A 21723-nucleotide genomic window follows, 5' to 3' on the forward strand; every position below is an offset into this window, starting at 1 on the left:
GAGACGGAACGAGAACCCCCATGCGAATCCAGTTCCTCCTCGGCGAGATCGCCAACGGCCTGCGGCGCAACCTCTCGATGGCCGTCTCGGTCGTCATCGTCACGATGATCTCGATGTACCTGCTCGGCCTCGGCCTGATGGGCCAGCGGCAGGTCGACACCATGAAGGACTACTGGTACGACCGCGTCCAGGTCACCGTGCTGCTCTGCGCCGAGAAGACGCGCTACACCAATTGCGCGGGCGAGCCGACGACGGACGCCCAGCGCACGGCGATCAAGTCCGAGCTCGAGGCGCTCAAGCCGACGGTCAAGGAGGTCTTCTACGAGTCGCGCGACGAGGCCTTCGAGCGGTTCAAGCAGACCTACAAGAACTCGCCGCTCGCGCGGGCGGGGGAGTCGTACTTCGCCGACTCCTACCGCGTGAACCTCAACGACGCCGGCAAGTTCGACGTCGTCGCGAGCTCGATCAAGGGGATGCCCGGCGTCGCCGACGTGCAGGACCAGAAGAAGCTCCTCGAGAAGTTCTTCACCTTCATGAACACCGTCTCGTGGGCGGCGATCGCGCTCTCCTCGCTCATGGTCTTCGCGGCGGTCATGCTCATCTCGACGACGATCCGCCAGACCGCCTTCAGCCGGCGGCGCGAGACCGGCATCATGCGCCTCGTCGGCGCCTCGAACTTCACGATCCGCTTCCCCTTCGTCATGGAGACCGCCCTCGCGAGCGTGCTCGGCGCGGCCCTCGCGATGGGGATGCTCTGGGCGACGGTGCGCTACGGCGTCGTCGGCTTCCTCAGCCAGACCCTGACCGACACCGCGTTCATCGGGGTGGCCGACGTGTACCGCGTCGCGCCCTTCGTCATCGTCGGCGTCATCGGGCTGTCGTCGCTCACCTCGTGGGTCACGCTGCGCCGCTACCTGCGCGTCTGACGCCGCCGGCCCGCGCGCTCCGCAGGGAGAATCAGGCGATTTACGGCGTTTTCGGACGCGAACCCCTCCCCAAGCAGAGTGACCTGTGGTACCAATGCTGCATATGTGGCTCATGAGGCGCTCCGGCCCGACTCCCCGCACCGCCGGCAGCTCCGCCGGCACCGGCAAGGCGACGTCCGCGACCCGTCTGACGGTCGCCGGCCTCGTCGTCACCTGCTCGGTCGCGGCCGCCTCGGCCTCGTTCGTCGCGCACGCCGACTCGGTGTCGGACCAGAAGAAGAAGAACGACAAGCGCATCGCCGCGCTCGGCCAGCAGCTCGAGGGCACCAACGCCTCGCTCGCACGGGCCTTCGTCAACCTCGAGCGCACCAACGCCGCGCTGCCCGTCGCGCAGCAGCGGGTCGCCGCCGCGCAGGGCGCCCAGGCGCGCGCACAGGCCGCGCAGGTGGCGGCCGAGGCCACCGAGGCCCGTGCCATCAGCGCCGAGGCCAAGGCGCGAGCGCACAACGAGGCCGTCGCCCAGAAGCTCGCCGTGGCCGTCGCCAACGAGCAGCGCGCCAAGGAGCAGCTCGCCAAGAGCGCCTCCGGCCTCGTGTCGAGCCAGGACGCGCTCGACTCCTACGCCGCCGAGGTCTTCCAGGGCGCCGGGCAGGAGTCGCAGCTCGGCATGGTCTTCGGCTCCACCTCGCCCGAGGACTTCGCCAACCGCCTCATCATGGCCGACACCGCGAGCGCGGTCGCGAGCGACACCATCGACAAGCTGGCCGCCATGACCGCCGACAGCACGTCGACGCGCTCCTACCTCACCTCCGTGCGCGGCGAGATCGTCGAGCTGAAGCGTCAGGCCGAGGCCGCGCTCAGGGGCGCCGAGGCCGCTGCCGCCGCCGCCACGCAGGCCAAGAACCAGGCGATCGTCGCGCGCAACAACGCCGTGACCGCCACCGCGAACGCCGCCGCGGCGAAGGCCCAGCTCGACGCGCTCAAGGGCAAGCAGACGGCGTACGCCGCCGACCTCGCCGTCCAGCGCCAGAACGAGGCGGCCGACCTCGCCTCCGCCCGCGCCGAGTCCTCGCGCCTGCAGGCGATCCTCGTCGAGCGGGCCCGCCAGGCGCGCATCGCCGAGCAGAAGCGGCAGGCCAAGCTGCGCGCCGAGCGCGCCGCGAAGATCAAGGCCGAGCGCGCGAAGGCCGCCGCCGCCAAGAAGCGCGGCCAGGTCTACGTGCCGAGGAACCCGCCGCCCGTGCAGTCCGAACCGACGCCGTCGAACTTCCTCAGCTACCCGGCCGTGGGCCCGACGACCTCAGGCTTCGGCATGCGTTTCCACCCGGTGCTGCAGAAGTGGATGCTCCACGACGGCCTCGACTGGGGCATCGCCTGCGGCACCCCGGTGTATGCCGCCGCGCCGGGTGAGGTCATCCGCGCCGGATGGCGCGCGAGCGGGTGGGGCAACCAGGTCGTCATCGACCACGGCATCCACCGCGGCGTCGACCTCGTGACGACCTACAACCACATGTCGAGCATCGTGAAGTTCGGCGGCCACGTGAACCGGGGCCAGCTGCTCGGCTACTCCGGCACGACCGGCTACTCCACGGGCTGCCACCTGCACTTCGGCGTCTACGAGGACGGCACGCCGGTCAACCCGCGCGGCTGGCTCTGACCCCTCGTCGCGGCGCGGGCCCGGGCCCGCGCACCGGGTCACGGAAACCCGTTCCGGATCCGTGCCCCGCTCGGGGTAGCGTTGGTGCGCCGACCGCAGCGCGCGGTCGCCACTGACACGAGTGGGAAGGATGGTCCGGTGCCCAAGGAGAAGGGGCGGTCGCTCATCGCGAGCAACCGCAAGGCCCGCCACGACTACCTCATCGACGACACCTTCGAGGCGGGGATCGTGCTGTCCGGCACCGAGGTCAAGGCCCTGCGGATGGGGCGCGCCTCGCTCGTCGACGGCTTCGCGATGTTCACCGGCGACGAGCTCTACCTCGAGAACGTGCACATCCCGGAGTACCTCAACGGCACCTGGAACAACCACGCGCCGCGGCGCAAGCGCAAGCTGCTGCTCCACCGGGCCGAGCTGACGAAGATCGCGCTCAAGACGCGCGAGAGCGGGCGCACGATCGTGCCCCTCGCCCTCTACTTCAAGGACGGCCGCGCCAAGGTCGAGATCGCGATCGCGACGGGCAAGAAGGAGTACGACAAGCGGCACGCGCTGCGCGAGCGGCAGGACCGCCGCGAGGCCGACCGCGCCATGAGCGCGGCCAACCGCCGCTGAGCCCTCCCACGCTGAGCCCTCCCGCGCGGAACCTGCCGGGCGGAACCTGCCGGGCGCAGGGCGCGTCCGGTGTCAGGATGGCGGGAACCGACGGGAGGGGACGGCGATGAGCGGAGCGAGCGTGGCGCGACGGGGACGGCTGGTCAGACTCGGCCTGCTCGGCCTCCTCCTGGCCCTGGCCACCCTCCTGGTCGGGCCGGCCGGCAGTGCCCGGGCCGCCGGCGACGAGGGCATGGACTCCTACGCGGCCGTCTTCGACGTGCAGGAGGACGGCAGCGTCCGCGTCACCGAGACGATCACCTGGCGCTTCCCGACCGGGGCGCAGCGCCACGGCATCTTCCGCGACATCGTCGTGCGGATGGGCTACGGCGACCAGGAGAACCGCTACCGCCACTACGACCTCACCGACGTCGACGTCACGAGCCCGAGCGGGGCGCCCGACGCGTTCCGGGTGAGCGACAACGGGGCGGCCCGCGAGATCCGCATCGGGTCGGCCTCGGAGTTCACGAGCGGCACGCAGGTCTACGAGGTGCGCTACACCCTGCACAACGTGCTCAACCCCGTGACGGCCGACGGCAACCCGGCCCCGGAGGGCACCGAGCCGGCCGCGGTCGAGCTCTTCTACAACGTCTTCGGTGCCAACGAGATGACCGAGCGCGACCGGGTCTCGGTCACCGTCAACGCCCCGGCGGCCGCCACGAAGGTGCGCTGCCTGCAGGGCGAGACCGGGTCGACGACGGCGTGCACCGCCACCCCCGGCGACCCGTCGCGCTTCTCGGCGGCCTCGCTGGGCTCGGGCGAGGCCATGACGATCGTGGCCAGCTACCCGCCGAGCGCGTTCGGGGACGTGCGACCCGACGTGCGCCAGGGCGACGCCGGCACCTCGGTGGGCTCCGACGCCGCCCCCGCCGCCAACGCGGCGGCGTGGATCGGTGGGGTCGGTGCCCCCGTGCTCGCCCTCGCGGTCATGGGGACGCTCGTGTGGACCCGTGGTCGCGACGAGCGCTACGCCGACCTCACCCCCGGCCTGTCGCCGTCCTTCGGCACCGGGGCCACGGGCGACGGCGCACCCCCGGCCGCGACGGTGCGGGGTGGGACCCCGACGGTCGCCGTGCAGTTCCAGCCGCCGCCGGGCGTGCAGCCCGGCATGGTCGGCACGATCATCGACGAGACCGCCAATCCCATCGACGTCTCGGCCACCGTCATCGACCTCGCCGTGCGCGGCTTCCTGCGCATCGAGGAGAACGAGGGCAACGGGATGTTCTCGCGCACCGACTGGACGCTGACCCGCCTCACGCCACCGCCGGCCGAGCGGCTGCTGCCCTACGAGCGGCAGCTGCTCGACGGCATCTTCGCCACCCGCGGCGACCAGGTGCGCCTCTCGGAGCTGAAGAACACCTTCGCGAGCACCCTGAAGAAGATCCAGGGCGCCATGTACCAGGAGGTCGTGACCCGCGGCTGGTTCCGTTCCTCGCCGCAGGCGCAGCGCGCCGCGTGGCAGGGCCTCGGCCTCGTCGTCGCCGCGCTCGGCGCCCTCGTGCTCTTCTACGGCCGCCCCGCCATCGGCGCGATCCTCGGCGGTGGCTTCAGCGGTGGCTTCGCGCTCGGGATCGGCCTGATCGTCTCCGGCCTCATCGTCTGGGTGCTCGGCGGCCGGATGGCGGCCAAGACCGCCGAGGGCTCGGCCGTGCACGCTCAGGCGCTCGGCTTCAAGGAGTACCTGACGACGGCCGAGGCCGGTCAGATCGCCTTCGAGGAGGCCTCGAACGTCTTCAGCCGCTACCTGCCGTATGCCGTCGTCTTCGGTGTCGCGGACCGGTGGGCCACGACGTTCGCCGACGTCGCCCGCGCGGCCGAGGCCGCGAACCAGCCGCTCCTCATGCCGACGTGGTACGTCTGGAGCGGAGCGACCTTCCCCGACTTCACCGGCATCGCGAGCGGCGTCGACGCCTTCTCGAGCACCTCGACGGGCACCTTCACCTCGACGCCCGGCTCGTCGGGCTCGTCCGGCTTCGGCGGGGGCGGGTTCTCCGGCGGCGGTGGCGGCGGCTCCTCGTCCGGCTCGTGGTGAGGTGGAGCCGGACGAGGTGACCGGGTGGCCGGCCGCCGTTCAGCAGGTGACGCTGACGGTGAACCGGATGTTGGTCGGCGTGTCGTTGAGGGCGTAGGTGTAGACGTTGACCGCCCGGCCCGCGGGCACAGCGTTGGCCACGAAGGCGCCGGACCCGTCGGGGGCGGCGTGTGCGGCGCACCGCGACACGTCGCGCGCGGTGGTGAGCTGGAAGACGCCCGTCGCGAGGCGCGTGCTCGAGAGTACGAGGGGGGTGCCGGAGGTCAGCGTGCCGTCGAGCTCGACGTGGCCCTGGATCTGCGGCGTGAAGTAGCCGTTGACGTCGATGGCCAGGTGGGCCGGGCCGAGGACGTTCTTGACGGTGATCCGGCCGCCGGTGCCGACCTGGAGGTTGGCGCCGGTCGTCACGTTGACGCCCTTGCCGTAGTAGAGGGTCCCCTGCCCGACCGGGGTGCCCGTCGGGTAGGCGATGAAGACGCCGTTGGCGTCGGCGGCCGTCGAGGAGACGCGGGCACTGACCGCCGTCGCGTAGCTCGGCACCCCGCAACCGCCGGACGTGCCGCCCTGCGTCGGGAAGCCGGTCGTGCCGGTCACCTGGAAGGTGCGCGTCGACCCGTTGGGGATCTTGCCGCCGGCCGTGGCGGTGGCGACGAGCCGGCAGTTCATGAGCGGCACGTAGACCGACATGGGGTCGGCGATGACGGCGGCTGGAGCCAGGGCCGGAGACGGGGCGGGTGCGGCCCGGTTGGCGGCGGGTGCGGGCGGGGGAGTCGGTGTCGCGGCGGACGCTGAGGGGCTCGCGAGGGCGAGGCCGACACCCGCGGTCGCGGTGCCGAGGGCGAGGAGGGTGGCGGTCGTGAGCCTGGTCGTGCGGCGCATGGTGTCTACCTTTGTGGAGGGGTGTCGCTGGCGTCAGTAGGTGGCGCGCGCGACGCCTCCTGATACCTCGGGACGGGCCGGGACGTCGTCCGGGGCTCGTCGTCCGGGCTCAGCGTCCGGGAGCCCTCGCCCGCACCCGGGTCGACCCGAGGGCGAGCACGGCCCCGAGGCCGGCCACGACCCCGCAGAGCGGCCAGAGCCACCCCGGCCGGGCCGCGTAGACGAGCCCACCGAGCGGGGCCGAGACCATGCTCCCGCTCGTCGCGGCCGCGGTGTAGAGCCCTTGGTAGCGCCCGACGAGGTGACCCGGGGCGGCGTCGAGCACGTGTGCGGTGGCGGTGGTCTTGTAGAGGATCTCGCCCGCCGTCAGGGTGACCATCGCGACGACGGCCACCAGTGCCACGTCGAGGGAGGTGACCCCGAAGAGGGCGAAACCGGCGGCGACGAGGGCGAAGCCGGTCGCGATGACCGGGACGGCCGGTCGGTGCCGCAGCCACAGGGCGACCGGGATCTCGAGCAGCAGGATGAGGGCGGAGCCGACGGCGATGAGGGCCGTGTAGAGCGCGAGCGGCTGGCCCTGGTCGCGCAGGTGCAGGGGCACGGTCGAGTAGAGCTGGCGGTAGACGAGGTCGACGAGGACGACGCCGACGAGCAGCACCGCGAGCGAGCGGTCGGTCCGGAGCGCCTGCCACACCCCGGCCGGCGCGTCGGGCGCACGCTCCGCCGGCGCCTCTTCGGTGAGGAACCGGGCGGTGACGATCCGCAGCACGAGGGTGAGCACGCCGTCGACGACGAGGAGGACGTCGTAGCCGCGCGTCGCGAGCAGGGCGCTGAGCGGCGGACCGACGACGAAGCCGGCGTTCGAGGCGGCCCGGCTGACCGCGACGGAGGCACGACGCGACCCGACGGGCACGGCCAGGGCGGCGAGGGCGCCCTGGCCGAGCGAGGCGGTCGCGCCGAGATAGCCGATGACCGGCAGGGTGAGCGCGAGCAGCCACACCGGCTGCCACGGGATGAGCGCCGTCAGCACCCCGACGACGCTCGCGCTGAGCAGCAGCACCCTGCGGTGGCCGTGGCGGTCGCCGAACCGGCCGCCCGTGAGGTTGCCGAGGAGGGCGCCGACGCCGTTCGAGCCCGCGAGCAGCCCGGCCGGGACGATGTCGAGCCCCCGCGGGCCGGTGAGGTAGAGCACGAGGAAGAGCAGCAGGAAGGCGCTCGCAGAGCTGACGAGGCGCCCGGCGGCCAGCACCCACACGACGCGTGGCAGCGCCCGCAGGTCGCTGCGGCCGCTGTGCTCACGGACGGCACCGGGGGTCGACATCCACCCATCAGACCATAGTGAGTCTCTTTTAGAAACTCATTACGATGGCGGCATGGCGGAGCGATGGTGAGGCGCGCGGTGCGGCCCGACGACCCGTGCGGCATCGCGCACGCGGTGTCGGTCGTGGGGGACCCCTGGACCCTCCTCGTGCTGCGCGACGTCGCCGGCGGGCACACCCGCTTCGAGCAGCTGCGCAGCGAGTCGGGCATCTCCCGCAAGGTGCTGGCCCAGCGCCTCGAGGCGCTCGTCGCCGACGGGCTGCTCGAGCGACGCGAGTACGCCGCGCACCCACCACGGCACGACTACGTGCTCACGGCGCGGGGTCGCGGCGCGCTCCCGGTGCTCGCCGCGCTCCAGGACTTCGGCGACGCGTGGCTCCTCGGTGACGGCACGCCCACCGCGACCGCTGACCCGGACTCGGGGGAGGCCGCCCGCGTGGCCGCGCTCGTGGGTGACCGCATCCCGGTGCTCGAGGGCATCGACCCGGTGACGACCAACGCGTTGACGGTGCTCTACTGCTACCCGGGCAACGCCTTCCCGGGCGCCGACACCGTGCCGGGGGGCGTCGGCTGCACGCTCGAGTCGTGCACGTACCGCGACCGCCTCGGCGAGTTCGCCGACCTCGGCGCCTCCGTCGTCGGGGTCTCGACCCAGCGCCCGAGCGAGCAGGAGGCGTTCGCCCGGGCCAACGGCATCCGGTTCCCGCTCCTCTCCGACAGCGGGCTCGAGCTGACGACCGCGCTGCGGCTGCCCACCTTCCGGGTCGGCGGGACGACGCGGTTGCGCCGGCTGACGCTCGTCGTCGACCGCGACCGGGTCGTCCGGGCCACCCTCTTCCCGATCCCCGACGTCACGGGGTCGGTCGAGCAGGCCCTCGCCGAGGTGCGTCGACTGCGCCGATGACGACGAGCAGGTCGCCGCCCTCGACCTGCTGCTGGGCACCGATCGCGACCCTGCTCACGCTGCCGGCCACCGGGCTCGTGATGCCCGCCTCCAGCTTCATCGCCTCGATCGTCGCCACGACCGCACCGGCCTCGACCTCGTCGCCCACCGCGACCGCGAGGCTGACGACGCCGGCGAACGGTGCGGCGACCTGTCCGTGCGCGCCCGCGTCGGCGACGGGAACCTTGAGAGACATCGGACCTCCAGAGGCCGCGGGGACGGGGAGCCGGGCCGTGGAGCGCGCCTCGACCACGGGGGCAGCCTAGCGCCGGGGAATGGCGTGGACCCGGCGCGCGTTCCTCCTGCATACTGTGGTCTCCACCGCGAGGTGGGACGCAGTGCTTGACAAGTGAACAGCGTGACGTGGACGCCCCCACGGGGGTGATCGGTTTCGACGGTGGTCGACACATCAGGAGAAGCGGGTCGAGGATGCAGGGTTATCTCGTTAACGCTCCCTGTAAACCAATAGGTGCCAATTCCAAGCGCACCGACTTCGCCCTCGCCGCCTGAGCGAGCCTCGAAGTCTGTCAGCCTGAGCTAGTTTCCGACTCAGTGCCTGGCATCAGCTAGGAAACTTGCTGCGCAGTCATGTTGGGGGGCTGCGCGGGACTCCTTCTCAACTGGGCCTGTCAGGGGACGCGTGCGTGCGAGCCCTGGGGCCGAGAAAAGCCGTAGCGCACTGCACCCGGAGAAGTCCTGGTCTCTCGTCATCGGACGCGGGTTCAATTCCCGCCACCTCCACCACTTCGTGGTGGCTACGTCACGCGTTCGCCCGTCAGGCGCGACGAAGGAGGTCTTCCGGCACCCGGTGCCGGAAGACCTCCTTCGTCGTTCACGCCCCGCGCGGGGAGTGGCTCAGGCCTGCGGCTGGCCGCCCTGCTCCCCAGCGCCCTGCGGCTGGTTCTGGCCGGCGGCCTCGGCCGCGATCTGCTCCTTGATCGGCGCCATGTCGAGGTCCTTGACCTGCTGGATGACGTCCTGCAGCGCCGACTGCGGCAGCGCCCCGGGCTGGGCGAAGACGAGCACGCCCTCCTTGAACGCCATCAGCGTCGGGATCGAGGTGATGTTGGCGGCCGAGGCGAGCGACTGCTCGGCCTCGGTGTCGACCTTGCCGAAGACGATGCCCTCGTTGTCGCCGCTGCTCGACGCGGCGTCGTAGACGGGGGCGAACTGGCGACACGGGCCGCACCAGGAGGCCCAGAAGTCGACCAGGACGATGTCGTTGTCGAGGACGGTCTTCTCGAAGGACTGCGCGGTCAGGTCAGTGGTAGCCATGTAGGGGCCAACGGACCGGCCGCGGCGACTATTCCGGGACCGAGCCCGCCGAGCCCTCCGCGGCGAGCTCCCACGTCACCGTGATCTCCGCGTCGACGTCGAGGTCGCCGCCCTCGACCGGCATCGCCATCGCCATGTCGCGCCCCGACGCCGCGGCGGCCACGGCCTTGAACGACCCGACGGGCGTCGTGCCCGGCTCCGCCACGCCGAGGACCGCGCCGAGCCGCGTGCCGGAGAGGCCGGCATACTGCCTCGCCCGGTCGGTGGCGTCGGCGAAGGCGGCGTCGCGGGCCGACCGCAGCGCGGCGCTGCGGTCGGCGACGTCGAGGCGCACGGCGTCGACGAGCAGGGCGTTGCCCACGGCGCCGGCCGCGGCGGCGAGCACCTCGCCGACCGCGTCGAGCCGCCGGACCGTGACGGCGAGCCGCTGCTGGGCCGTGAAGCCGACGGCCACGCCCGTGTTGTCCCAGCGCTGCCCGACGGACGCGTCGAGGGTGCGCAGGTCGGGGTCGGCCACGCCCTGCTCGCGCACGACCGCGACGACGCGCGTCACGCCCTCGGCCGCGCCGGCCAGCGCGGCGGCGACGTCGGGGGCGTCGTGCCCGACCCGCAGGTCGAGGCGCACGACGTCGGGGGAGACGGCGGCCCTGCCGCGGCCGGTCACGGTCACCGTGCGCTTGCCCATGCAGGCAACCTATCTAGACTCCCTGCCCATGACGACCCCCTCGCGCCGAGTCCCGGCCCGCCCGGCCTCCGCGACCGGCTCGCGCCTCGTCGTGGGCGGCGCCGTGCTCGCGGTCGTCGTGCAGCTGCTCGTGCTCTACTGGCCCGTCGTCACGGTCGAGGGCCCGGTGAGCTGGACCGACAAGGTCGTGCACCTGCTCGTCTTCGCCGTGCCGACGTATGCCGTGGGCCGGGCTCTCGGGTCGGTGCGCACCGCCGTCGTGGTGTTCGCGGTGCACGCCCCGGTGAGCGAGCTCGTGCAGCACTTCCTGCTGCCCGGGAGGTCGGGCGACCCGTGGGACGCGGTGCTCGACCTCGTGGGGGTGGCCTTCGGGGCGGCGGCCCTCGTGGTCGGGTCGCGGCTGCGCCGCTGGTAGACTCGGGGCATCCGACTCCGAGGTCCGCCTCGGTTCACGATGGACGAGATGGCGCCGGGGATGCCCGGCGGGCAGGCTCGGCCGACGGGGTGACCACCCGCCCAGGGCGATCGCGCACACGGCGCGGCCCGGGCTCGACGCGGAGCGGATCCGATCGCCGGACGGCACAGATGCCGGGCACCGGTACACATGGGGCGCAGAACGCTGCGCCTGAGGCTCGTCTGCATGGTCGTGGTGTGACTCACGGCTCGAGGCGAAGTCTGCATCGAGTCAAGAGAGTTGAATACGTATGCCCAAGCACACCTCCTCCGGCGCGCCCAAGAAGGCCCGCTGGACCACCGAGAAGAAGTCCGCCGCGGCCAAGAAGCCGCACCGCGGGCAGGGTGGCCCCAAGACCTCCCGACCGGCACCCGCCGGTACCTCCCACGTCGGCGGCCGCGAGTGGCGTGCCCCGCGTGAGGACCGCCGTGACGACCGCCCGTCGTTCGACCGCAGGGACGACCGTGGCGAGCGTCGCTCGTTCGAGCGTCGTGACGACCGCGGCGACCGTGGCTTCCAGCGCCGCGACGACCGCGGTGACCGCGGCTTCCAGCGCCGCGACGACCGTGGTGACCGTGGCTTCCAGCGCCGTGACGACCGCCCGTCGTTCGAGCGTCGGGACGACCGCGGCGAGCGTCGCTCGTTCGAGCGTCGTGACGACCGTGGTGACCGTGGCTTCCAGCGCCGCGACGACCGCCCGTCGTTCGAGCGTCGGGACGACCGCGGCGAGCGTCGCTCGTTCGAGCGTCGTGACGACCGCGGCGACCGTGGCTTCCAGCGCCGTGACGACCGCCCCTCGTTCGAGCGCCGCGACGACCGTGGCGAGCGCCGCTCGTTCGAGCGTCGTGACGACCGTGGCGACCGCGGCTTCCAGCGCCGTGACGACCGCCCCTCGTTCGACCGCCGCGACGACCGTGGCGAGCGCCGCTCGTTCGAGCGTCGTGACGACCGCGGTGACCGTGGCTTCCAGCGCCGCGACGACCGGCCGTCCTTCGACCGCCGGTCCGACCGCGGCACCGACCGCTTCGTCGACCGTGCGCCCGTGAGCTTCGAGGACGCCGAAGTCGAGCGCATGGACGCCGACAACTGGACCAAGGCCACCCGCGCCGACATCTCCGACGGCCCCGTCGAGGTGGCGGCCGACAACGGCTTCGCCGCCCTCGGCCTGCCCGAGCGCCTCGTCGAGCGCCTCGCCCGCGAGGGCATCACGACGCCGTTCCCGATCCAGAGCGCGACGATCCCCGACGCGCTCGCCGGTCGCGACGTGCTCGGCCGCGGCCAGACCGGCTCCGGCAAGACGCTGGCCTTCGGCCTGCCGCTCATCACCCGCCTGCTCCAGGCCGAGCTGCCGCGCCGCCCGCGCAAGCCGCACGCCCTGATCCTCACGCCGACGCGCGAGCTCGCGATGCAGATCTCCGACGCGCTCGAGCCGCTCGTGCACGTGACCGGCCTGCGCCACAAGCTCGTCGCCGGTGGCCTCAGCTACACGACGCAGATCAACGCGCTCAACAAGGGCGTCGACATCCTCATCGCGACGCCGGGCCGACTCAACGACCTGCTCGAGCGCGGCGCCGTCGAGATGGACGACATCGCGATCACCGTGCTCGACGAGGCCGACCACATGGCCGAGATGGGCTTCATGGCCGAGATCACGACGAGCCTCGACAAGATCCCGTCCGACGGCCAGCGCCTGCTCTTCTCGGCGACGCTCGACCGCGGCATCGACACCCTCGTCGAGAAGTACCTCACCGACCCGGTGACCCACTCGACGAACGACGCCACCGCATCGGTCGAGGGCATGGACCACCACGTGCTGCTCATCGACCCGCAGCACAAGAAGGTCATCACGGCCGAGGTCGCGAACCGCGAGGGCCGCACCGTCGTGTTCTGCCGCACCAAGCTCGGCGCCGACCGCATCGCGCTCCAACTGCGCGAGCAGGGCGTCATGGCGGCCGCGCTCCACGGTGGCCTCAACCAGGGCCAGCGCAACCGCGTGCTCGGAGCCTTCCGTGACGGCACCCTCCCGGTGCTCGTCGCGACCGACGTCGCCGCCCGCGGCATCCACGTCGACGACGTGTCGGTCGTGCTCCAGGTCGACCCGCCGGCCGACCACAAGGACTACCTGCACCGCTCGGGCCGCACGGCCCGCGCCGGCGACAAGGGCACCGTGGTCACCCTCGCCCTGCCGCACCAGCGCAAGACGATGGAGCGCCAGCTCAAGGACGCCGGCCTCGACATCGCGCCGGTCCGGGCCACGCCCGGCGACGCGACGCTCGCCGCCACCGGGGCCACCACCCCGAGCGGCGTCGCCATCGCCGAGGACGACTTCCAGCGGCTCATCGCCGGCCCCAAGGCGCAGCGCCGCGGCCCGGCCGGCTCGCGCGGCCCGCGCCAGGGCTCGCGGGGCGGCTTCCGCCCGCACCACGGTGGCCGGGACAGCCGCAGCGACAGCCGGGGCGACGACCGTCGTGGCCGTCGTGGCGACCGCGCCGAGGGCCTCGTCTCCCGCTGGGGCGACGACGACCGCTCGGGCGACCGCCCGGCTCGCCGGGGCGCACGCTTCTGAGGGGCCGCCGGTGTGGAAGGCTTGAGCCGTGAGCACGACCTTCCACACCGGCCGCCTCCTCGTGGCGACACCCTCCGTCGAGGGTGACGTGTTCCACCGGTCGGTGATCCTGATGCTCCACCACGACGACGGTGGCGCCCAGGGCGTCGTGCTCAACAAGCCGCTCTCGGCGCAGGTCGACTCGGTGCTGCCGGGCTGGCAGCGCGTCGTCACCGCTCCTCCGGTCCTCTTCCAGGGCGGCCCGGTGTCGACGACGTCGGCGCTGGGCCTCGTCACGGTGCCGGGCGACGAGCCCGAGCCCCTCGGGGTCAAGCGGCTCTTCGGCTCGATCGGGCTCGTCGACCTCGACGTGCCGACGCCGGTCGTCGCCGCCGAGCTCGCCGGCCTGCGGATCTTCGCCGGCTACTCCGGGTGGGAGTCCGGGCAGCTCGAGAACGAGGTGCGTCGGGGCGACTGGTACGTCGTCGACGCCGAGGTGCGCGACGCGTTCACCGCCGAGCCGGATGCCCTGTGGCGCGAGGTGCTGCGGCGCCAGCGCGACAGCCTGGCCTACGTCGCGAACTTCCCCGACGACCCGTCGATGAACTGACGTGGACCCGATCGCCCGGGCCCGGCCCCTGACGTCCCGAAGGCGAGTTGCCTTCGTCGACTCGGGGCTCGGCCTGCTCGGCTACGCCGACGCCCTCCACACGCTGCGCCCCGACGTCGGGCTCGTGCTCTCGCTCGACCCCGACAACATGCCCTACGGCCCGCGCACGCCCGACGACGTGCGCCGGCTCATCCTCGCGTCGGCGCAGGCCGCGCTCGCCCACGAGCCCGACGCGATCGTCGTCGCCTGCAACACGGCTTCCGTGCACGGCCTCGACGCGCTGCGCGCCGAGCTCGAGCCGGGCGTCGCGGTGGTCGGCACGGTGCCCGCCATCCGCCCCGCCGCGGCGGCGGGCGGGCCCGTCGCCGTCTGGGCCACCGCCGCCACGACCTCGAGCGCCTACCTGCGGGGCCTCGTCGACGCCTTCGCCTCCGACGTGCAGACGCATGCCGTCGCCGCGCTCGGTCTCGCCGAGGCCATCGAGTCCGGTGACTCGCGGGTCGTCGACGAGTGCATCGCCTACGCGGCGTCGCAGACCCCCGCCGGGGTGCGCTCGCTCGTGCTCGGCTGCACGCACTACGGCCTCGTCGCCGACCGCATCGTCGCGGCCCTCGGGCCCGGCGTCGTCGTGCACGACTCCCCGGTGGCGGTCGCCCGCCAGACGTTGCGGCGGATCGGGCTCGAGCCCGACCCGCTCGGGCCCGAGGCGGGGGTCGAGGCGGTGCTGCTGAGCGGCCGCCCCGGGAACCTGCCCGAGTCGTGGGCGGCGTACCCGGCCGGACGGCGCCTGCGGGACGCGACCCCCGCCGTAGACTGGCGCGCATGAGCACCATGCCTCCCGACCCCTTCGAGCCCGACCCGTTCGAGCCGCAGCCGCTGCGGGGCACGAGCACGGCGACGATCGAGCGCGAGGAGGTGCGCGAGGAGCTGCAGGAGCCGGGCGACCACGAGCGCTTCTCGCACTACGTGCGCAAGGAGAAGATCCTCGAGAGCGCCCTGTCGGGGGAGCCGGTCGTGGCCCTCTGCGGGAAGATCTGGGTGCCCGGGCGCGACCCGCAGAAGTTCCCGGTCTGCCCGGTGTGCAAGGAGATCTACGACGGCCTGCGCGACCCGCAGGACGGCGGCGACGGCTCGGGTGGCGGGTCCGGTGGCGGGTCCGGCAGCGGCTCCGGCGGCGGTTCCTGACCCGTTGCGGACGCTCTTGGCACGACGCCGACGCAGCCCGGAGAATCCGCGACGAGTCCTTACGGTCTCTTGACGGGGACCGGCGGACCCCCTGACCTTGGCGTACCTACGCTCGCTGGGATCGATGCCCGATCGGGCTCGTGACGGACGAGAAAGGTCACCCCATGAAGCTTCGCACCCTCGTGCTCGCCGCTCCGCTCGCGCTCGCCGCAGCGACGCTCGGCGCCCCCGCGCAGGCGGCACCGGTCGTCGACGGTCACGGCGGCGCCAGCTGCCTCGACCCCGCAGCGGTCGGCGCGGTCGGCGCCCGCGGCACGCATGGCACGGCGAAGGACCCGCACGAGCTGTCGGCGTCGCAGGTGCGCGCCCAGGAGGCCGCCCTCGACAAGGCGCTCGCGGCCAAGGGCTACGCCCGCGACTCCGGTGGCAAGCTCGCGGCGGCCAAGGGCAAGCCCACCGCGACGTTCGCCCCGGCCGTCATCGACGTCTACTTCCACACCATCACCAACGGCTCGCAGGGCTCGGTGAGCAGCACGACGATCAACAACCAGATCAGCGTGCTCAACGCGGCCTACTCGAGCGCCGGCTTCAGCTTCCGCCTCGCCGGCACCGACGTGACGAGCAACGCGTCCTGGTACACCGTGACGCCCGACTCGTCCGCCGAGGCGAGCATGAAGGCGACCCTGCACAAGGGCGACGCCGGTGACCTCAACCTCTACGCCGCCAACATCGGCGACGGCCTGCTGGGCTGGGCGACGTTCCCGACGAACAACCCCGGCACGATCGACGGCGTCGTCATCCTCAACGCCTCGATGCCCGGGGGAGCGGCGACGAACTACAACCAGGGCGACACCGGCACCCACGAGGTCGGCCACTGGCTCGGGCTCTACCACACCTTCCAGGGCGGCTGCAGCGGCTCCGGCGACCAGGTGAGCGACACCCCGGCCGAGGCCAGCCCGGCCTACGAGTGCCCGACCGGGCGCGACACGTGCACGAGCCCCGGCCTCGACCCGATCAAGAACTTCATGGACTACACGTACGACGCGTGCATGAACACCTTCACCTCGGGCCAGGTCGCGCGCATGCAGACGCAGTGGACCGCCTACCGCGCCTGACCGCCCTGGCCGCACCCGGCATCCGGCGTGCGGCGCCGGGACAGACCGGCACGTACCACGCGAACCGGGGCCCCGCCCGTGCGGCGGGGCCCCGGGCATGTCGGATCGCAGAAGCGGCTACGGTAGGCCACCTATGAGTGCTGGGGCCGCCTTCCATCTCCCACCCGCCTTCCCGGAGCGGGCAGCCTGGGGTACCGCCAGCAAGCTGCGCGCGTGGCAGCAGGAGGCGCTCGACCTCTACCTCGAGCGCTCGCCGCGCGACTTCCTCGCGGTCGCCACCCCGGGCGCCGGCAAGACGACGTACGCGCTGCGCGTCGCGACCGAGCTGCTGAGCGCCGGCATCGTGCAGCGGGTCACCGTCGTGGCCCCGACGGAGCACCTCAAGACGCAGTGGGCCGACGCGGCCGCCCGGGTCGGCATCAGCCTCGACCCGAAGTTCAGCAACAGCATCGGGCGGCACAGCGACGACTACCACGGTGTGGCCGTGACGTACGCGCAGGTCGCCTCGCGCCCCTCGCTCCACCGCGAGCTGACGACGACGCGCCCGACGCTCGTCATCCTCGACGAGATCCACCACGGTGGCGACGCCAAGAGCTGGGGCGACGGCATCCGTGAGGCGTTCGAGCCCGCCACGCGCCGCCTCAGCCTGACGGGCACGCCGTTCCGCTCCGACACCTCCCCGATCCCGTTCGTCACCTACGAGCTCGACGCCGAGGGCACGCTCGTCAGCTCGAGCGACTACACCTACGGCTACGCGGAGGCGCTGCGTGACGGCGTCGTGCGCCCGGTGCTCTTCATGGCGTACGGCGGCAGCATGCGCTGGCGCACCAAGGCCGGCGACGAGCTCGAGGCGCGCCTCGGCGAGCCGATGACGAAGGACTTCGTCGCGCACGCGTGGCGCACCGCCCTCGACCCCAAGGGCGAGTGGATCCCGGCCGTGCTCGCGGCCGCCGACCGCCGCCTCACCGAGGTGCGACGGCACGTCGAGGACGCCGGTGGCCTCGTCATCGCCTCCAACCAGACGCAGGCGAGGGCGTATGCCGCCATCCTCCGCCAGCTGACCGGTGAGGCCCCCACGGTCGTGCTCTCCGACGACCTCGGCGCGAGCAAGCGCATCGAGGACTTCGGCGCGAGCGACGAGCGGTGGATGGTGGCCGTGCGCATGGTGTCCGAGGGCGTCGACGTGCCCCGGCTCGCCGTCGGCGTCTACGCGACGTCGACGTCGACGCCGCTCTTCTTCGCCCAGGCCGTCGGCCGCTTCGTGCGCGCCCGCAAGCGCGGGGAGACCGCCTCGGTCTTCCTCCCGTCGGTGCCGGTCGTGCTCGACCACGCCTCGCGGCTCGAGGAGCAGCGCGACCACGCCCTCGACCGCAAGCCGAACCCCGACGACATCGGGCAGATGTGGGCCGAGGAGCAGGCCCTCATCGACGACGCCAACCGTGCCGACAAGGCGAGCGGCGCCCTCGACGAGGGGTCCTTCGAGGCCCTCGAGTCCGACGCGCACTTCGACCACGTGCTCTTCGACAAGCAGCAGTGGGGCATGCACGCGCAGATCGGCTCCGAGGACGAGGAGGAGTACCTCGGCCTGCCCGGCCTGCTCGAGCCCGACCAGGTCTCCGCCCTGCTGCGCGAGCGCCAGAGCCGGCAGGTCAAGAAGGCCCCCAAGGGCGCCGAGCCCCCGATGCCGGTCGCCGCGCACCGGGCGCTCGCGGCGCAGCGCAAGGAGCTCAACACGCTCGTGTCGACCTACGCCCGGCAGAAGGGCCTGCCGCACGCCAACGTCCACATGGACCTCCGGCGGGTCTGCGGCGGCCCCGACCTCGCCGCGGCGAGCTCGGAGCAGGTGACCGAGCGGATCGAGAAGATCCGGCTCTGGCTCGTCGGCCGTCGCTGACCGTTCGCCGATCGGACGACCGGGAGACCCTTTGGTGTCGGTTCGTCCGGCTAGCCTCTGGGCTTATGACCTCCACCCCTGACTTCCTCTCCAACGCCGCCACGCGGCGCCAGCTGCTCTCGATGGCCGCCGTCGGCGGTGTCGGCCTCGCCGCCGTGGCGGGCGCCGGACCCGCCTCGGCGACGGGTCGTGGCGACGACGACCACGACCACGGCCATGGGCACGACCACGGGCACGGCCACGACGGCACCGTCGCGATCACGGTGCTCGGCACGACCGACCTGCACGGCAACGTGCTCAACTGGGACTACTTCAAGAACGCGGAGTACACCGACGCGAAGAACAACGACGTCGGCCTCGCGAAGGCGTCCTCGATCATCAAGATGCGCCGCGCCGAGCTGGCCCGTGGCTCGAGCCTGACCCTCGACGCCGGCGACACGATCCAGGGCACGCCGCTCGCGTACTACTACGCGAAGATCGACCCCATCACGGGCGGCTCCACCCACCCGATGGCGGCCGCGATGAACGCCGTGGGCTACGACGCCGCCGCGCTCGGCAACCACGAGTTCAACTACGGCATCGAGACGCTGCGGGCCTTCGAGAAGCAGCTGCGCTTCCCGCTCCTGTCGGCCAACACCGTCGACGCGCGCACGGGCGCGCCCGCGTTCCGGCCCTGGGTCATCAAGACCGTCAAGGTGCACGGCCACAAGCCCGTCAAGGTCGGCATCCTCGGGCTCGTGACGCCCGGCGTGGCGATCTGGGACAAGGCGAACGTCGAGGGGCGGCTCACCTTCCCCGGCATCGTCGAGCAGGCGAAGGTCTTCGTCCCGCGCCTGCGGGCCGCGGGCGCCGACGTCGTCGTCGTCTCGGCCCACTCGGGCACCAACGGCCAGTCGTCGTGGGGCGACGCGCTGCCCTACGTCGAGAACGCGAGCACGATCCTCGCCGAGGAGGTGCCGGGCATCGACGCCATCCTCGTGGGCCACGCGCACGTCGAGGTCCTCACGAAGGTCGCGAACAAGAAGACGGGCAAGCAGGTGCTGCTCTGCGAGCCGCTCTACTGGGGCATGCGGGTGGCGGAGATGACGCTGACGCTGAAGAAGGTGCGCGGGCACTGGCAGGTCGTCGACAGCGCCGGGCAGCTGTGGAACGCGAACGCCGTGCCGGAGGACCCCGCCGTCACGCGCGCGGTGGCCAAGGCGCACGCCACGGTGCTCGGCTACGTGAACGGCGTCATCGGCACGTCGACGCAGGCGATGTCGGCGGCCACCTCGCGCTACGAGGACACCGCGGCCATCGACTTCATCAACTACGTGCAGGCCGACGCGGTCAAGAAGGGCCTGGCCGGCACGGCGGAGGCCGACCTGCCCGTCCTGTCGATCGCCGCGCCGTTCAACGCCCTGGCCTCGATCCCGAAGGGCGAGGTGACGATCCGCGACGTCGCCGGCCTCTACATCTACGACAACACGCTCCTCGGCATCGTGCTCACCGGCGCGCAGGTCAAGGCATACCTCGAGAAGAGCGCGGGCTACTACCAGCAGGTGACCGGCACGGGACCCTTCGCGGCGAGCGCCATCACCAACGCGAACGGCACGCCCGACTACAACTACGACATCATGGGCGGGCTCGACGCCGACCTCACCTACGACGTCGACATCGCCAAGCCGGTCGGCTCGCGCATCGTCGGTCTCGCCCACGGCGGCGCGCCGGTCGCCGCGGACGCCCGGTTCGTCGTGGCGATCAACAACTACCGGCAGTCCGGTGGGGGCAACTTCCCGGGCGTCGTGACGGCTCCCGTCGTCTACAACCGCCAGATCGAGATCCGCCAGCTGCTCATCGACTGGGTCACCGCGAACCAGGTCATCGACCCGGCGCTCTTCTCCAGCCTCGACTGGAAGCTCGTCAGCAACGGCAGCCCGATCACCGTCACCGGCTGAGCGGTCACGTGGATCGGAGCGCCCCGCCTGGGTGGGAGGACGGCGGGGCGCTCCGCCATTCGGCCGACGGTCGGGAGGTGGGAGGAACGTCGGCACACAGAACGCACCCGTCGGGACAGGGGAGCTCCGACGGGTACGCGTTCTCATCCTGCTCGATCCACCCCCGCCCCGTCCCGGGATTGCGGACGGTTTCCCGAATTTTGTTGGCTGGAGCGGGATTCAAGCCGAGACGAGCACCTGGTGACCCCACGCGGGCAGGGTGTGCTGCTGGCCCACGGCGAGCTCGACCCGCTCGCCGGTGAAGGCGTCGCGCCACGACCCGGCCTGTGGTCCGTCGCCGAGGGTGACCGTCTGCTCCTGCGCGGAGAAGTTGAACGCGGCGAAGACCCGGTCGTCGCCCTGGGCGCGCACGAAGGCGAGCACGGCGCCCTCGGCCGTGTTCGGCACCCGCACCATGCGCCCGCCGGCCGCGCCGTTCCACAGCGCGGGGTGTGCCTTCTTCAGGGCGAAGAGCCGGCGGTAGAGCTCGCCCTGCTCGTCCTCGCGCCACTCGATCTCGTCCTTCTCGAAGAAGACGAGGCGGCGGTCGCTGCCGGCCTCCTGCCCGTTGTAGACGAGCGGCACGCCCTCGCCGACGACGGAGAGCACGATGGCCGGCACGAGGGCGTCGCCGAACTGCTCGTACTCCGTGCCCTCCCACGCGTTCTTGTCGTGGTTGCTGACGAAGAGCATCCGGTAGGCGTCGCGCTGGTAGAAGCGGTCGTTCCACGCGTAGTAGACCTTGAGCGCCTCGACGTCGGCCTTGCCGTGCGCGATCTTGTGCAGGGTGTCGTTCCAGCTCCAGCCGTACGTCATGTCGAAGGCACGGGTGTGCAGGTCGCGCGACTCCCACTCGGCGAGCATGAAGACCGGCTTGATCGCGTCGAGCTCGCGGCGCACGTTGTCCCAGAAGTCGAGCGGGACGAAGCCGGCCACGTCGCAGCGGTAGCCGTCGACGCCCACCTCGCGCACCCAGTACGCCATCGCCTCGGTCATGTAGCGGCGCAGCCCCTCGTTGCCGTAGTCGAGGTCGATGATGTCGTCCCAGTCCCACCACGGGGTCGGGCGGAAGTCGCCCTTCCAGTCGCGGGCGTACCACTCGGGGTGCTCCTGCACGAGGTGGTTGTCCCACGCCGTGTGGTTGGCCACCCAGTCGAGGATGACGTGCAGGCCGAGGTCGTGCGCGGTGTCCACGAAGTGGCGCAGGTCCTCGAGGGTGCCGAACTCGGGGTTGACGGCGAGGTAGTCCTTGACGGCGTACGGGCTGCCGAGCCCGCCCTTGCGGTTCTGCTCGCCGATCGGGTGCACCGGCATGAGCCAGACGACGTCGATGCCGAGGTCGCGCAGCCGCGGCAGGTGCGCCTCGGCGGCGCGGAAGGTGCCCTCGGGCGTGAAGTGGCGCTGGTTGATCTGGTAGATCGTGGCGCTGCGGGTCCACTCGGGGTGGGTCAGCTCGACGTCGGGGCGGGGCGTGTAGGGGTTCGCGGTCACGGAGGGCTCCTGATGGGGACTGCGGGGACGGGGGTGGGGGATGGGGATGGGGTGGGCGACCGGGTCGGCGCGGTGGTGCGTTCCTACC

The 21723-nt window shown here is 72.3% G+C and carries 18 protein-coding genes, 1 other RNA gene and 1 pseudogene; 14 read left to right on the plus strand and 6 right to left on the minus strand.

The window, feature by feature from the left end:
* Window positions 1–20 precede the first annotated feature (20 nt).
* The 4 genes from ftsX to ABD979_RS17245 all read left to right on the plus strand — a co-directional run bounded on the left by ftsX (window position 21) and on the right by ABD979_RS17245 (window position 5263).
* Window positions 21–926, plus strand: coding sequence for a permease-like cell division protein FtsX (gene ftsX, locus ABD979_RS17230; RefSeq protein ID WP_345508743.1), 906 nt, complete (start codon window positions 21–23; stop codon window positions 924–926).
* A 112-nt stretch (window positions 927–1038) separates the two neighbouring features.
* Window positions 1039–2583 carry a M23 family metallopeptidase gene (locus ABD979_RS17235; RefSeq protein ID WP_345508744.1) on the plus strand — a complete coding sequence of 515 codons (1545 nt, stop codon included), beginning with the start codon at window positions 1039–1041 and terminating at the stop codon, window positions 2581–2583.
* Window positions 2584–2721: 138 nt separating this feature from the next.
* Window positions 2722–3192: an SsrA-binding protein SmpB gene (smpB, locus tag ABD979_RS17240; protein ID WP_345508745.1), complete on the plus strand. Its 471-nt coding sequence runs from the start codon at window positions 2722–2724 to the stop codon at window positions 3190–3192.
* Between the two features lie 106 nt (window positions 3193–3298).
* Complete coding sequence (locus ABD979_RS17245; protein ID WP_345508746.1) at window positions 3299–5263, plus strand: DUF2207 domain-containing protein; 1965 nt, start codon at window positions 3299–3301, stop codon at window positions 5261–5263.
* A gap of 39 nt (window positions 5264–5302) precedes the next feature.
* Here the strand turns inward: ABD979_RS17245 and ABD979_RS17250 are convergent, their stop codons facing one another.
* Entirely contained in the window at window positions 5303–6142 is an 840-nt protein-coding gene (locus ABD979_RS17250; RefSeq protein WP_345508747.1) for a hypothetical protein, read from the minus strand.
* Window positions 6143–6251: 109 nt separating this feature from the next.
* Complete coding sequence (locus ABD979_RS17255; RefSeq protein WP_345508748.1) at window positions 6252–7463, minus strand: MFS transporter; 1212 nt, start codon at window positions 7461–7463, stop codon at window positions 6252–6254.
* A gap of 63 nt (window positions 7464–7526) precedes the next feature.
* Here ABD979_RS17255 and ABD979_RS17260 point away from each other — a divergent pair, with 63 nt between their 5' ends.
* A complete protein-coding gene (locus tag ABD979_RS17260; protein ID WP_345508749.1) occupies window positions 7527–8366 on the plus strand; it encodes a winged helix-turn-helix transcriptional regulator in 840 nt (279 codons plus the stop codon).
* Here ABD979_RS17260 and ABD979_RS17265 read toward each other — a convergent pair.
* A pseudogene (locus ABD979_RS17265) lies at window positions 8314–8580 on the minus strand (biotin/lipoyl-containing protein); the annotation flags it as partial. The gene ABD979_RS17260 and the pseudogene ABD979_RS17265 overlap by 53 nt on opposite strands.
* Before the next feature lie 202 nt (window positions 8581–8782).
* Between ABD979_RS17265 and ssrA the strand changes: the two are divergent.
* Window positions 8783–9149: a transfer-messenger RNA gene (gene ssrA, locus ABD979_RS17270) on the plus strand.
* Between the two features lie 111 nt (window positions 9150–9260).
* On the opposite strand, the gene trxA is transcribed toward ssrA, so the two are convergent.
* Together trxA and ABD979_RS17280 are read right to left on the minus strand one after the other, a co-directional pair.
* Complete coding sequence (gene trxA / locus ABD979_RS17275) at window positions 9261–9680, minus strand: thioredoxin (RefSeq protein ID WP_345508750.1); 420 nt, start codon at window positions 9678–9680, stop codon at window positions 9261–9263.
* Between the two features lie 28 nt (window positions 9681–9708).
* Window positions 9709–10365, minus strand: a complete 657-nt coding sequence (locus tag ABD979_RS17280) for an SIMPL domain-containing protein (protein WP_345508751.1) — start codon at window positions 10363–10365, stop codon at window positions 9709–9711.
* Between the two features lie 28 nt (window positions 10366–10393).
* On the opposite strand from ABD979_RS17280, the gene ABD979_RS17285 reads away from it, so the two are divergent.
* From ABD979_RS17285 to ABD979_RS17320, 8 genes are all read left to right on the plus strand, one after another.
* Complete coding sequence (locus ABD979_RS17285) at window positions 10394–10780, plus strand: VanZ family protein (RefSeq protein WP_345508752.1); 387 nt, start codon at window positions 10394–10396, stop codon at window positions 10778–10780.
* A gap of 289 nt (window positions 10781–11069) precedes the next feature.
* Window positions 11070–13385, plus strand: coding sequence for a DEAD/DEAH box helicase (locus ABD979_RS17290; protein ID WP_345508753.1), 2316 nt, complete (start codon window positions 11070–11072; stop codon window positions 13383–13385).
* 28 nt (window positions 13386–13413) lie between these two features.
* The gene (locus ABD979_RS17295) at window positions 13414–13974 is read left to right on the plus strand and encodes a YqgE/AlgH family protein (RefSeq protein ID WP_345508755.1); all 561 of its coding nucleotides are present in this window, start codon (window positions 13414–13416) and stop codon (window positions 13972–13974) included.
* A 1-nt stretch (window position 13975) separates the two neighbouring features.
* A complete protein-coding gene (locus ABD979_RS17300) occupies window positions 13976–14800 on the plus strand; it encodes a glutamate racemase (RefSeq protein ID WP_345508756.1) in 825 nt (274 codons plus the stop codon).
* The gene (locus tag ABD979_RS17305; RefSeq protein WP_345508757.1) at window positions 14797–15159 is read left to right on the plus strand and encodes a DUF3039 domain-containing protein; all 363 of its coding nucleotides are present in this window, start codon (window positions 14797–14799) and stop codon (window positions 15157–15159) included. The genes ABD979_RS17300 and ABD979_RS17305 overlap by 4 nt, the downstream gene beginning before the upstream one ends.
* Window positions 15160–15323: 164 nt before the next feature.
* The gene (locus ABD979_RS17310) at window positions 15324–16274 is read left to right on the plus strand and encodes a zinc metalloprotease (protein WP_345508758.1); all 951 of its coding nucleotides are present in this window, start codon (window positions 15324–15326) and stop codon (window positions 16272–16274) included.
* A gap of 133 nt (window positions 16275–16407) precedes the next feature.
* Window positions 16408–18168 carry a DEAD/DEAH box helicase gene (locus tag ABD979_RS17315; protein ID WP_345508759.1) on the plus strand — a complete coding sequence of 587 codons (1761 nt, stop codon included), beginning with the start codon at window positions 16408–16410 and terminating at the stop codon, window positions 18166–18168.
* 65 nt (window positions 18169–18233) lie between these two features.
* Window positions 18234–20105 carry a bifunctional metallophosphatase/5'-nucleotidase gene (locus tag ABD979_RS17320; RefSeq protein ID WP_345508760.1) on the plus strand — a complete coding sequence of 624 codons (1872 nt, stop codon included), beginning with the start codon at window positions 18234–18236 and terminating at the stop codon, window positions 20103–20105.
* Between the two features lie 219 nt (window positions 20106–20324).
* Here the strand turns inward: ABD979_RS17320 and ABD979_RS17325 are convergent, their stop codons facing one another.
* Window positions 20325–21635, minus strand: a complete 1311-nt coding sequence (locus ABD979_RS17325) for an alpha-amylase family glycosyl hydrolase (RefSeq protein ID WP_345508761.1) — start codon at window positions 21633–21635, stop codon at window positions 20325–20327.
* Window positions 21636–21723 lie beyond the last annotated feature (88 nt).

This window comes from Terrabacter aeriphilus (assembly GCF_039542985.1).
Taxonomy (GTDB): Bacteria; Actinomycetota; Actinomycetes; order Actinomycetales; family Dermatophilaceae; genus Terrabacter; species Terrabacter aeriphilus.